12 protein-coding genes are annotated in these 12,533 nt (G+C 71.4%); 4 read left to right on the top strand and 8 right to left on the bottom strand.

The genetic code is table 11. The features are described 5' to 3' along the window. From RNB18_RS29325 to manD, 5 genes are read right to left on the bottom strand one after another with little or no spacing between them, the layout of a single operon-like run. Window positions 1-975, bottom strand: a complete 975-nt coding sequence (locus tag RNB18_RS29325) for a sugar kinase (protein WP_311717126.1) — start codon at window positions 973-975, stop codon at window positions 1-3. Window positions 976-1,010: 35 nt separating this feature from the next. Beyond that, the gene (locus tag RNB18_RS29320) at window positions 1,011-2,039 is read right to left on the bottom strand and encodes an L-idonate 5-dehydrogenase (RefSeq protein WP_311717125.1); all 1,029 of its coding nucleotides are present in this window, start codon (window positions 2,037-2,039) and stop codon (window positions 1,011-1,013) included. After that, on the bottom strand, window positions 2,036-3,415 hold the full coding sequence (locus RNB18_RS29315; RefSeq protein ID WP_311717124.1) for an MFS transporter: 1,380 nt from the start codon (window positions 3,413-3,415) through the stop codon (window positions 2,036-2,038). Before RNB18_RS29315 ends, RNB18_RS29320 begins: the two co-directional genes overlap by 4 nt. A 38-nt stretch (window positions 3,416-3,453) precedes the next feature. Then, the gene (locus RNB18_RS29310) at window positions 3,454-4,743 is read right to left on the bottom strand and encodes a mannitol dehydrogenase family protein (RefSeq protein WP_311717294.1); all 1,290 of its coding nucleotides are present in this window, start codon (window positions 4,741-4,743) and stop codon (window positions 3,454-3,456) included. A 5-nt stretch (window positions 4,744-4,748) separates the two neighbouring features. Then, window positions 4,749-5,957, bottom strand: a complete 1,209-nt coding sequence (gene manD / locus RNB18_RS29305; protein ID WP_311717123.1) for a D-mannonate dehydratase ManD — start codon at window positions 5,955-5,957, stop codon at window positions 4,749-4,751. 91 nt (window positions 5,958-6,048) lie between these two features. Here manD and RNB18_RS29300 point away from each other — a divergent pair, with 91 nt between their 5' ends. Then, window positions 6,049-6,759 (top strand): GntR family transcriptional regulator, encoded by a 711-nt coding sequence (locus RNB18_RS29300; protein ID WP_311717122.1) that lies wholly within the window; start codon window positions 6,049-6,051, stop codon window positions 6,757-6,759. Window positions 6,760-6,763: 4 nt separating this feature from the next. Here the strand turns inward: RNB18_RS29300 and RNB18_RS29295 are convergent, their stop codons facing one another. The 3 genes from RNB18_RS29295 to RNB18_RS29285 form a co-directional block, all read right to left on the bottom strand. Then, complete coding sequence (locus RNB18_RS29295; RefSeq protein ID WP_311717121.1) at window positions 6,764-7,537, bottom strand: hypothetical protein; 774 nt, start codon at window positions 7,535-7,537, stop codon at window positions 6,764-6,766. Further along, window positions 7,534-8,793, bottom strand: a complete 1,260-nt coding sequence (locus tag RNB18_RS29290; RefSeq protein ID WP_311717120.1) for a glycosyltransferase family 4 protein — start codon at window positions 8,791-8,793, stop codon at window positions 7,534-7,536. The genes RNB18_RS29295 and RNB18_RS29290 overlap by 4 nt, the downstream gene beginning before the upstream one ends. A 74-nt stretch (window positions 8,794-8,867) precedes the next feature. Then, on the bottom strand, window positions 8,868-9,941 hold the full coding sequence (locus RNB18_RS29285; protein ID WP_311717119.1) for an alkene reductase: 1,074 nt from the start codon (window positions 9,939-9,941) through the stop codon (window positions 8,868-8,870). A 100-nt stretch (window positions 9,942-10,041) separates the two neighbouring features. On the opposite strand from RNB18_RS29285, the gene RNB18_RS29280 reads away from it, so the two are divergent. From RNB18_RS29280 to RNB18_RS29270, 3 genes are read left to right on the top strand one after another with little or no spacing between them, the layout of a single operon-like run. After that, entirely contained in the window at window positions 10,042-10,410 is a 369-nt protein-coding gene (locus tag RNB18_RS29280; RefSeq protein ID WP_311717118.1) for a MerR family transcriptional regulator, read from the top strand. 43 nt (window positions 10,411-10,453) lie between these two features. Further along, window positions 10,454-11,650, top strand: a complete 1,197-nt coding sequence (locus tag RNB18_RS29275; RefSeq protein ID WP_311717117.1) for a cysteine desulfurase-like protein — start codon at window positions 10,454-10,456, stop codon at window positions 11,648-11,650. Window positions 11,651-11,663: 13 nt separating this feature from the next. After that, window positions 11,664-12,452, top strand: coding sequence for a DUF427 domain-containing protein (locus RNB18_RS29270; RefSeq protein ID WP_311717116.1), 789 nt, complete (start codon window positions 11,664-11,666; stop codon window positions 12,450-12,452). Window positions 12,453-12,533 lie beyond the last annotated feature (81 nt).

Raw genomic sequence — 12,533 nt, 5'->3', positions numbered from 1 at the left:
TCAGCGCGGTGCCGTCGCCGCCCACGCCTCCTCGTCCAGCGCGAGACAGCGGTCGGTCTCCGTGCGCGGCGGCATGACGGGCACGTCGTCCCGGGTGCGCAGCGCGGCCGCGGCGGCCAGATGCCCCAGCCGGAGCCGGTCGCGCTCGGCGCGGTCCTCCAGCACCCCGGCCAGGTAACCCGCCGCGAACGCGTCGCCCGCACCCACCGGTTCGACCACCTTGGTGGGCAGCGAGGGCACGAAGGTCCGCATCCCCCCGGCGTACGAAGTCGCCCCGAACCCGGCGTCCTTGACGACCACGACGGGCGCGGGGGCGAGCAGGTCGGCGATGTCGTCGGGGCGGGCGGTGCCCCACAGCTCCTCGGCCTCGTCCCGGCCGACGAAGACGATGCCGGCGGCGCGGGCGAGCGTCAGCAGCCGCCGGGAGGCCCCGCCGTCGCGCCACAGGGCGGGCCGGTGGTTGACGTCGAAGGAGACGAGCCCGCGCCCCTCCGGCCGGGCCAGGACCGCCTCCAGCAGCCGGTCGCAGCTCTCGGACAGGGCCGCGGCGACGCCCGAGAGATGCACGATCCGGGCCGCGCGAACTGCTGGATGCCGGGCCAGCGACGGGCCCATCGCCGTCGCGGCCGATCCACCCCGGTAGTAGTGCGTACGGGTGCCGCCCGGGCCGGGATCCTTGAAGTAGACCGCCGTCGGACGCTCCGGATCCGTCTCCACGGCGCTCACGTCCACGCCCCGCGCGCCGAGTTCGGCCAGAATGCGCCGGGCGAACGGGTCGTCGCCGAGGCGGCTCAGCCAGGCGGCGCGGTGCCCGAGCCCGGCCAGCCCGCAGGCGACGTTGGACTCGGCGCCGCCGACGGCCATCCTGAGCGTGTCCTGCTCGGCGAGCGGACGGTCGTCCGGCGGACCGAGGACGACCATCGTCTCGCCTACGCACACGACGTCGGCGGGGTGGGACTGGAACGGAAGGGACACGAAGGACTCCTGGGAAGGACGGACACGAAGGACTCCTAGGGAGCCAGCCGCAGCATGACCTTGCTGCTTCCGCCGGCCGGATCGGCGGCCACCGCCAGTGCCTCCTCCGCCCGCTCCAGCGGGAAACGATGGGTGATCAGCGGACTCACGTCGAGCCCGTCCCGCAGTGCGCCCAGCGCCTCGTCGATTTCCTCGACGAACCGGTACGAGCCGATCCAGGTGATCTCCCGGGTCACCAGGTCCCCGAGAGCGGCCGGTACGGCCGTCCCGGGCAGGTTGCCTACCTGCACGACGGTGCCTCCGCGAGCCGCCGCCCGCAGTACGGGGCCGAGCGCGGCCGCCGCCCCGGACGCCTCGAAGACCACGTCCACGTCCTCGGGCAGTCTCTCGCCGGCGGACAGATCACGTGTCTCGTCGGCCCCCATGGCAGCGGCGATTTTCAGGGACGAGGACGCCAGGTCCGCCGCGACGACGGTCTGTGCCCCGTGCAGCCGGGCGGCCGCGACGACGAGCGAGCCGATCGGCCCGCAGCCGTTGACGAGGACCGTACGGCCCCGCAGTGCGGGCACCCGGCCGACGGCGTGCAGCGCGACGGCCAACGGCTCGGCGAGCGCGCCCTGTTCGGTGCCGACCCCGTCGGGCAGCGGCCGGATCTGCGCCGCCGGGACGGTCCGGTACTCGCTGAAGCCACCGTCGGTGTGCGGATCGAAGGCCGCCGAGCCGAAGTAGCGGACGCGCGGGTGGAGATTGGTCCGCCCCGCGATGCGCGCGGGAAGCGCACCGTCGCCGACGAGCCGGGCCGGATGGACGGTCACCGGCTGCCCCTCGTCGAGTCCCGTGACCCCGTCGCCCACCTGGGCGATCCGCCCCGCGACCTCGTGCCCGAGCACCAGCGGGTGGGTGAGCGCGGCGGTACCCGACGCACCCTTCCTCCAGTACGCGATGTCGGAGCCGCAGATGCCGCCCCACTCCATGGCCAGCAGTACCTCGCCCGGTCCCGGCACCGGACGTTCCCGTTCGTCGATCCGCACATCACCGGGACCGTGCACCACGACCGCCCTCATACGGCGTCCTCCAGCCGGACGAGGTCGCGTCCGCGTGTCTCGGGCGCGAGCAGCGCGCTGACGAAGGTGATGAGCGAGTAGACGACGAGCATCGCCGCGATGGGCCACCAGCTGCCGGTGACGGCCGTGAGCGTGGCCGCGAGGACCGGGCCGATCGCGGTGGCGAGGATGCCGCCGATCTCCTTGGCGAGCGCGAGCTGGGTGAACCGGGTACGGGAGCCGAAGAGTTCGGCCATCGTGACGCTCTCCAGGGAGAACAGCCCGAGAACACCGACGTTCAGACCGAGGACCATGCCCAGCATCACGCCCGCGCTCGACCCCGAGGTGATCAGGAGCATCACCGGGAACGCGACGACCACGGTCAGCGCGGTGAGCGCGAGATACAGCGCACGGCGTCCGAAGCGGTCGCCGAGCTGACCCACCAGTGGCACGGTGACGAACCCGAGCAGCGAGCCGTAGACGATCGCGTCCGTCGGCACGGACCGGCCGACCGCGAGGTTGGTGGCGATGTACCCGACGAGGAACGTCTGCATCAGCCCGGAGTTGCCCGCCTGCCCGAACCGCAGGCCCAGCGCGAGGAAGAACGCCTTGCCCTTGCGCTGCCGTATCCCGGCCGCCAGGACATCGCCCTCGTGCGCCGCCGCGATCACCTCCTCCTTGGCCATCGCCACCCCGTCCACCACATCGGGACGCTCCTCGAAGACCGGGCTCTCCTTGAGGCCCCGGCGCAGCCAGAACGCGAACAGCATCAGCACGAAGCTCAGCAGGAACGGCAACCGCCAGCCCCAGGACAGCAGTTGGTCCTCGCTGAGCGTGGCGAGGAGCACCGCCCACAGACCGGAGGCGGCCAGGGTCCCGGAGTTGGTGCCGAGCGACACCAGCGAGGAGACCAGGCCGCGCCGCCTGACGGGGGCGTACTCGGCGAGGAGCACGGTCGCCCCGGCGATCTCGGCACCCGCGCCGAACCCCTGGACCAGCCGCAGCGCGACGAGCAGCATCGGCGCGAGGATGCCGATGGACGCGTAGGTCGGCAGCACGCCGATGAGCGTGGTGGACGCGCCCATCAGCAGGATCGTCAGGTAGAGGACCTTCTTGCGGCCGATCCGGTCGCCCATCCGGCCGAAGTACACGGCCCCGGCGAGCCGGGCGACGTATCCGACCCCGTAGGTGGCCATCGCCGCGATCAGTCCGACGGCGGGGCTGACGTCCGGGAAGAAGATCTTGTTGAAGACGATCGCAGCGGCCAGCGAGTAGAGCTGGAAGTCCATGAACTCCATGGCCGTGCCGAGCCAGCCCGAGACGGCGGCCCGCGCCAGATCTCTCGTGGTCCGCTCGGCGGATGGCGTCCGCTGAGCGGCGGTGACGCTGTCCTTCATCGTGAACTCCGTTGTTCGGGGACGGAAGGTGCGGGGAGTCAGATCTCGATGCGCCCGGCACGAAGGGCGGGCAGCCGGTCCGTGACGGCGGCGGTGAGCGAGTCGTCGTCGGCCAGGTCCGCGGCCCCAACCGACCGCAGGAGGGCCGGGATCGGCTCCTGTGTGGGCAACGCCCAGGCGGCGAGGGCGAGTTCGAGCACCGGTGTATCGGCGCCGCGCCCCCGTAGTTCCCGCAGGGCCGGCAGCCAGCGCTCCCTGACCTTCAGCGGACCGTCGGTGCCGATCTGCCGCAGCAGGTGCCGCATCGCCGGGTTGCGGAACCGTACGACGAGATCGTCGGCGTACGAGAGGGGGTCCGGACCGCCGGCGGGAAGGGTCGGGGAGACCTCCGCGCACAGGGCCCGTACGAGGCGTTCGCCCCAGTCGGACGCCATGGTCTCGGCGATCGTGTCGAGGCCCGCGGCCATGCCCAGACAGGCCAGCGCCGAGTGGGAGCCGTTCAGCAGCCGCAGCTTGGTGAGTTGATACGGCGTCACGTCCGGGACGAGGAGCGCGCCGTCCCGCTCCCACGGCGGTCGTGGCCCCGCGAAGGAGTCCTCCAGGACCCACTGCCGGTACGGCTCGCCCGTGACGGGGAGGGCGTCCTCCAGCCCGAGGGCGTCAAGGGCTCCTGCCCGGTCGGCCTCGCTCGTGGCGGGCACGATCCGGTCCACGACCGTCGCGGGGAAGGCGACGGCCTCGGCCATGCGGTCCAGGATCACCGAGCGGTCCGGCCAGTCGCAGTCCTGTACGAAGTCGCGAAGGACCCCCTTGAGCACAGCCCCGTTGCCCGCCATGTTGTCGCAGGACACGACACTGACCGGCGGTGCCCCCGCGCGCATCCGGGCGGCCAGTCCGGTGGCGAGCCGCTCGATGACCGGGGAGAACGGCGACCGCTGGTAGCCCTTCTCGGTCACGGTCAGGGTCACCACCGTCACGGCGGGGTCCATGAGCAGCGCGTCGACCTTCTCGGCGTCCGGCCCCATGGCCAGGGCGTCGACCACCGAGCCCACGACCCGGCAGCGATTCCCGTCCGGCCGGCGCTCGGTGAGCGAATACAGACAGTCCTGCTCCCGCAGCGCCCGTGCGGTCCGTGCCGACCTGGGCGCGACCGCCGTGATGCCCCAGGGCTCCCCGGAGAGCGCGGCGGCCCGCTCGGTGTACACCGCCTGGTGGGCCCGGTGGAAGGCACCGAGTCCGAAGTGGACGACCCGCGTGCGGAGTTCGGCGGGATCGACCAGGGGCCGCAGCTCGGGCGCGAGCGCCGAGACGGTCGTACGACTCAACATCTCGCTCACCAGTCGTGCACCGACCCGTCGAGGCGGCGGGCGACCGGGAGATAGCGCCGCTGGTAGGGGAAGCGCTCGGCGGCCTTCTCGTCGTACTCGACGCCGAGGCCCGGCTCCTCGGAGGGGTGCAGCATGCCGTCGGCGAAGGTGACGCCCGTGCGGAAGACCTCGGCGGTCTCGGCGGGGTGGCCCATGTGCTCCTGGATGCCGAAGTTCGGCACGGCGAGGTCGAGGTGCACGGCGGCGGCCATGCTGACGGGGGAGAGGTCGGTCGCGCCGTGGGAGCCGGTGCGAACCTGGTGGAGTGCGGCGAGGTCGAAGATGCGCCGCAGGTGGGTGATGCCGCCGGCGTGCACGACGGTCGTGCGGACGTAGTCGATGAGCTGCTCGGTGATGAGGTCCTTGACGTCCCAGATCGAGTTCATCACCTCGCCGACCGCGATCGGTGTCGTCGTGTGCTGCCGGATCAGCCGGAACGCCGACTGGTCCTCGGCCGGGGTCGGGTCCTCCATCCAGAACAGCCGGCAGCCCTCGACGCTCCTGCCGAACCGGGCCGCCTCGATCGGTGTGAGCCGGTGGTGCACGTCGTGCAGGAGGTGGAAGCCGAAGCCGAAGCGTTCCCGCACGGCCTCCAGATAGGTGGGCGCGAAACCGAGGTAGGCCTCGGTGTCCCAGGGCTGCTCGTCCGGCAGGTCGGTCGCGGCGGGCTCGTAGACCGTGCCCTTGCGGACTCCGTAGGTCCCTCCGACGCCGGGCACGGCGGCCTGCGCGCGCACGGCCTTGTAGCCCAGCTCCAGATAGCGCTCGACGTCGTCCAACAGGGAGGGGACGTCGGTGCCGCTGGCGTGGGAGTAGACGAGGACGCCGTCCCGGGAGCGGCCGCCGAGGAGCTGGTAGACGGGCAGGCCCGCGGTCCTGCCCTTGATGTCCCACAGTGCGGTGTCGACTGCGGAGATCGCGGTCATGGTGACGGGGCCGCGCCGCCAGTAGGCGCCCTTGTAGAGGTACTGCCACATGTCCTCGATGCGCGCCGGGTCCCTGCCGATCAGCAGCGGCACCACGTGGTCGCGCAGATAGCTCGCGACGGCCAGCTCACGGCCGTTGAGCGTGGCGTCGCCGAGGCCGACGACCCCGTCGGTGGTGGTGATGCGCAGCGTGACGAACGTACGCCCCGGGGAGGCGACGAACACGTCCACGCGCTCGATGCTGCTCACAGGCCCTCCTTGGTCGCGAAGTGCTTGTATACAAGCAGCTGTCGCGGAGAGTCGCAATACTTGTGCGGTGGTGACGACCTACGATGTGCGCATGGCTCAAACGAACGGGCGGACCAGTCGGCGCGACATCTACCTGAAGCTGCGTCAGCTGGTCCTGACCCTCGAACTCGCCCCGGGCGCCGCCCTCTCGGAGAACGAACTCGCCGCGTCCCTGGGCGTCAGCCGCACTCCGGTGCGGGAGAGCCTGATCCTGCTGGCGCAGGAGGGGCTGGTGCAGGTCTTCCCGAAGATCGGGTCGTTCGTGTCCCGCGTGGACCCGGCACGGGTCGCGGACGCGCAGTTCCTGCGGGAGGCGGTCGAGCTGGCATCGCTGGAGGACCTGCCCGCGGAGCTCGACTCCGGAGTGGTCGAGGAGCTGCGCGACAACCTGAAGCGCCAGCAGCGGGAAGACCTCGGTCTCGAGGAGTTCTTCGCGCTGGACGAGGCCTTCCACCAGGGCCTGATGCGGCTGAGCGGCCACGGCGAGGTCTGGAGGACCGTCGCCGCGGCCAAGGGTCACCTGGACCGGGCACGGCGGCTCGGCCTCCACGAGAACGTGTCCCCTGCCGTGTTCGCCGTCCAGCACCACGAGATCTTCGACGCCGTCGTCGGCGGTGACGTGCCGCTCGCCCGCACCGCGATGCGCACGCACCTGAGGGCCGTCTTCGACGACATCGAACGCATCCGCGCCCACTCGCCCGAACTGTTCGCCGCGGACGCCACGACGGTGCCGGTGCGGCGCAACGTCGTGGTCTGGGAGTGACCGCTCAGCCGGCCTGCTTCACGTCCAGGGACAGGTCGTTGTCGACCGTGTAGTACGGCCGCACGACGATCCCCCCTGCTGTGGCACCCGGGTAGACGAAGACCTGCTTACGGTCCGCCACGTCGTCCAGAAGCCGGGCAAGCCGGATCATCGGGGCTCCGGGAGCGGGCCGTACGAACATGTCCCAGACGCCGTTGTCCAGGGTCTCGTCGGCGACCGTGAAGGAGAAGCTCCGGCCGTCCTGTCCGACCTGCGGCTCGAGCGTGCGCAGGGTCTCTCTGTCCCGCCGCAGCCGCAGCCGCACCTCGGCGCCGGCCGGCAGCGAGGCACCGTGCAGCCGGGCCGAGACCGTCAGTGCCCCGCCGGTGAAGTCCACGCGGTCGACCTCCGCGTGCGCGGGCCGCAGCCAGGTCCGCACCGCGAGAAAGCCGTCCTTGGTGACGTAGGGGACCCGGACGGCCAGCGGCGCGTGCCGGTCCCGCAGGTGTCCGTCGACCAGGACCCGCAGGTCACGCGGGCCCGGACGCAGCCGTGTGCGCTCGGACCCGTCCAGCAGATACACGTCCCACCGGCCCTCCGTGAGCACGGGATCGGCCCCGAGCACGGCACGCGCGCGCCCCTCGTCGGCCGAGTTCAGGTCAAGGACGTGCAGAGTCTCCTCGGGCAGCCCCTTCTTGGGACGCAGCCGCAGCAGCAACCGGTGGCCGTGGGCCTGAGGCACCTCGAAGATGATCCTGCCGTCCGCGTCTATCGCGCACCCGGCGCGTGTCGTCGTCACGGCCGCCCCTTTCGTACGATGCGCAGCGCGCCGCTCGCCGCGACCAGAGCCGTGTCCCGGGCGGCGAAGCCCCGGGCGGCCAGATGTGTGCTCCGGCGTTCCCGCACGACCGGCCGTCCCGCCCGCCGCGCCGAGACCGCCTCGGTGATGAGCCGCTCGGCCTGCTCGACCACTGGCCCGGGAGCGAACCGCCGCGCGTTCTCCAGGGCCGCCCGGCTCATACGGCGGCGCAGCTCGTCGTCCCCGACCAGCTCCAGCAGGGCCGCGGCCATGGCGTCCCGGTCCCCGACCGGCACCAGCCGCCCGTCGACCCCGTCCGCGATGATCTCGGCGGGGCCGTGCGGACAGTCGGTGCTCACCACGGGCAGCCCGCAGCGCATCGCCTCGACGATGGTCATGCCGAAGGGCTCGAAGTTGGAGGCGGCCGCCCCGATCGAGCCCTTGACCCACTCCGCCTCCATGGGAGCCGCGGCGCCCATCAGGAAGACGTTGTTCCACAGTCCGAGGTCGTTGACGAGCTGCCGAAGCCGGTCGTGTTCTTCCCCCTTGCCGTAGATGCGCAGCTGCCAGTCCGGATGCTCGGCGGCGACCGCGGCGAAGGCCTCGACCAGAAGGTCGTACCGCTTCACCGGGACCAGTCGACCGGCCGCGACGACCACCTTCGCGGAACTGTCAGCCGCAGGCAGTACGGGATCCGGCACGCTGTTCGGAAGGGCCTCGACCCGTACGCCGGGCAGCCGCATCCGTCGCCGGTAGGCCCCCGCGTCCGCCTCGGTGACCGTGGTGAGCACGCCGAGCCCCCGGTAGGCCCGCCGCAGGGCGGTGCGCAGCCGGGGCGAGTGGTTGTCCAGGGTGAGGTGCTCCTGCCCGATCCGGGCGACATGGGGTGGCGCCTGACCCGCGAGATGCACGTTGAGCCCAGGCCGGGTGCCGATCACCGCGTCCGCGTCGATGACGGCGAGGGCCTCGGATATGCGCTGGTCGGTCAGCTCGCTGTACTGCCCGTACCGGTACTCGGAGCGCGGGAACACCCGCGCCGGTCTCAGATGTAATGGGTGCTCCTTCTCCTCTCTGAGATCGACCAGCGGCCGCAGCGAAACCCTCGGATCCAGCACGAAGTTGGGCAGCTCGCGGTGCCGCAGCACGGAGACGATCTCCACCTCGTGCCGTTCGGCCAGAGCCTGGGCCAGATTGAAGGTGGTGGTGATGGTGCCTCCGATCCCGTAGGCGTTGTGGAGCAGGAAAGAGATCTTCATGCTGGGCTAGACCACCCGGCATTGCCTGCGGTTGACCTTCGTTACCCTTTCGTGGTGTCCTCGCCGTCAGGACGTCATGCCGTGTACTGGAATGCGGGATAAGTGAGGTAGCCGCTGTCCCCGCCCTGGAAGTACGTGGCCTCGTCGGCGGGGGCGATCGGCAGATCGGTGCGCAGCCGCTCGACCAGGTCCGGGTTGGCGATGAACGCGCGGCCGAAACTGATGAGTTCGGCGCCGAGACCGAGCCAGTGGTCGGCCTCGGAGCGGCCGGCCCGCTTGGCGCCCAACGGCAGCACCGGGTTCATGACGAGGGCACCGGGCCAGGCCCGCCGCAGGTCCAGGAGGGTCTCCTCGGGGGCGGTGGCCTCCAGATGAACGTAGGCCAGTCCGAGACCGGACAGCTCGGTCAGCAGCGCGGTGTACAGCTCGACGACCTCGGTCTCCTCAACTCCCCAGAACGTGCCGCCCGGTGAGAGTCGGATCCCGGTGCGCTCGGCACCCACGGCGTCGACGGTCGCGGCCGCCGCCTCGACGGCGAACCGGATCCTGTTGGTCACCGAACCGCCGTAGCGGTCCGTGCGCAGATTGGCGTTCGAGGACAGGAACTGCGAGATCAAGTACCCGTTTGCGCCATGCAGTTCCACCCCGTCGAACCCGGCGTCGACGGCGCGGCGCGCGGCCCCGGCGTACGACTCGGCGTGCTCGGGCACTTCCTCCGTGCCCAGCGCCCGCGGAACCGGCGCGGGCTGTGGTCCCGTGGGCGTGAACACCCCGCCGGTGGCGGGGACGGCCGAGGGGCCGACGGGCCGCAGGCCGGTGGTGTCCGGGTGCGAGACCCGGCCGCCGTGCATGATCTGCGCGAAGATCCGGCCCCCGTTGGTGTGCACGGCCTCGGTCACCGGGCGCCAGGCGGCCACCTGCTCGTCGGTGTACAGCCCCGGCGTCCCCGGATTGGACTGCCCGATCAGGCTCGGCTGCACCCCTTCGGTGACGATCAGGCCCGCCGTGGCGCGCTGGGCGTAGTAGCGCGCCATGGACGGCGTCGCCAGACCGCCCTCGGCGGCCCGCACCCGTGTCATCGGGGCCATGACCACCCGGTTGGGCAGCCGCAGTCCGCCGAGCCGGAAGCCGGTGAAAAGGGTCGTCACGTCATCTCTCCTTCGTGATCCGTCGCACCCGTTTGCCGGGCACGCGGGTACGCTAAAACCTGACGTCGACGTGAGGGTCAAGTCCGCGAGGGAGAAACGCGTGCGCATCGGGGAACTGGCGGCACGGGCCGGGGTCAGCGTCCGGGCCCTGCGCTACTACGAGGAGCAGGGCCTGCTCACCAGCACGCGCAGCGCGAGCGGGCAGCGGCACTACACACAGTACGCGGCCGAGCGTGTGACCTTCCTCCAGCGAATGTACGCGGCCGGTCTGTCCAGCCGTACGATCGCCGAACTCCTGCCGTGCGTCGACTCGCCCAGCGCGGAGACGTCCGACGCCGCGCTGGAGCGGATGGCCGAGGAACGCGACCGGCTCTCCGACCACATCGAGGAGTTGATCCGGACCCGGGACGCCCTCGACGGGCTGATGGCCACGAACCGGGCTCACCGCGAGACCCTGCGAACGGCGTGACAGGCTGAGATCACCTGGAACCGGCCGGACCGAGGAGCCCCACGTGACGTACGACATCGCCGCCATCCGCTCCCACTTCCCGGCCCTGGCCGCCGGTATCGCCCACTTCGACGGCCCGGGCGGCACCCAGACCCCCGAGCCCGTCATCCGAGCCATCGCCGACGCCCTGGCGCAGCCCCTGTCGAACCGGGGACAGGTGACCGTGGGGGAGCGCAACGCCGAGGCCCTCGTCACCGGGGCCCGCCGGGCGATGGCCGACCTGCTCGGGGCGAGTCCCTCGGGGATCGTCTTCGGCCGCAGCGCCACCCAACTCACCTACGACGTCGCTCGCACCCTCGCCAAGACCTGGTCACCCGGCGACGAGGTGGTCGTCACCCGCCTCGACCACGACGCCAACATCCGCCCCTGGGTCCAGTCCGGTGCCACCGTACGGTGGGCCGAATTCGACCCGGAGACAGGTGAGTTGACGGTCGACGCCATCCGGGCCGTACTGTCCGAGCGAACCCGGCTCGTCGCCGTCACCGCGGCCTCCAACCTGATCGGTACGCGCCCCGACATTCCCGCGATCGCCCGGGCGGCGCACGAGGTCGGCGCGCTCGTCCACGTCGACGGCGTCCACCACACGGCCCACGCCCTGGTCGATCTCGAAGCGCTCGGCGCGGACTTCTTCGTCTGCTCCCCGTACAAGTTCCTCGGCCCGCACCACGGAGTCCTCGCCGCCCGCCCGGAGTTGCTGGAGACCCTGCACCCGGACAAGCTCCTGCCCTCCACCGACGCCGTCCCGGAGCGCTTCGAACTGGGCACGCTGCCCTACGAGTTCCTCGCCGGAACGACGGCTGCGGTCGACTTCCTCGCCGAGCGGCTGGACATAAAGGCCACCGGGACCCGGCGAGAGCGGCTGACCGCCGGGTTCGCCGCGCTCGAAGCCCACGAACGGGTCCTGCGCGCCCAGATCGACGAGGGGCTCGCCGCCCTCGACGGTGTCACCGTCCACTCCAGGGCCGCCGACCGCACCCCGACCGTCCTGCTGACCTTCGAGAACCACAACACGGCCGACGCGTACGGCTTCCTCGCGGAGCGTGGTGTCCAGGCTCCGGTCGGCTCCTTCTACGCCATCGAGGCCTCCCGCCACCTCGGCCTCGGCGACACCGGCGGCCTGCGCGTCGGCCTCGCCCCCTACAACGACTCACCGGACGTCGACCGGCTCCTGACGGGACTGACCGACTTCCTGAAGAGGTGAAGGAGAGACGCTCATGACCACCTTCCCCACCGCACCAGACGTACGGACCACCCCGGAAGGCCTGCTGTGGGAGCCCAGCGAGCGCTGGGTGCGCGGCCGCAAGGGAGACGTCACCGTCGTCGACAGCCGGCATCCCGTCCTCGTCTGGGAACCGGACTTCCCCGTCCCGCTGTACGCCTTCCCGCGCGCCGACGTCCGCGAGGACCTGCTCCGGCCCGCGAAGAACCCGGCCACCGGCACCCACACCGGATCGCGGATCTTCTACGACCTCGAGGTCGACGGCGAGCTCGTCGAGAACGCCGCCTGGACCTTTCCGGCCGCCGACCTGGCCGGCCACATCGCCTTCGCGTGGTTCCGGCGCTGGGGCACCGGCCTCGACCACTGGTACGAGGAGGAGGAAGAGATCTTCGTCCACCCCCGTGACCCGCACAAACGGGTCGACGCCATGCCCAGCAGCCGCCATGTCCGGGTCGAGATCGACGGGACGGTCGTCGCCGACACCCACCGTCCCGTCCTGCTCTTCGAGACAGGTCTGCCCACGCGGTACTACATCCCGCGCGAGGACATCCGTCCCGACCTGCTCGAAGCCACCGACCATCACACCGACTGCCCCTACAAGGGCACCGCCGAGTACTGGTCGACGGGCGGCCACGCGAACATCGTCTGGAGCTACCCGGACCCGCTCCCCGCCGTGGCCGCCGTCAAGGGGTTCCTCGCGTTCTTCAACGAAGCCGTCGACATCACCGTGGACGGTGAGCGCCTGGAGCGGCCGGTGACCCCCTTCACCGGGACGGTGGAGTGACCAGAGTTGCCCGCAGGAGGTCGTACAACCGCTGTACCTGCGCAGATCACCCCCAAACCGTCAGCGACACGTGACCTGACT

The sequence above is a fragment of the Streptomyces doebereineriae genome, assembly GCF_031845645.1.
GTDB classification, from domain to species: domain Bacteria; phylum Actinomycetota; class Actinomycetes; order Streptomycetales; family Streptomycetaceae; genus Streptomyces; species Streptomyces canus.
Note: the sequence above shows the minus strand (reverse complement) of the source record. Positions and strands in the feature narration are given on the sequence as shown.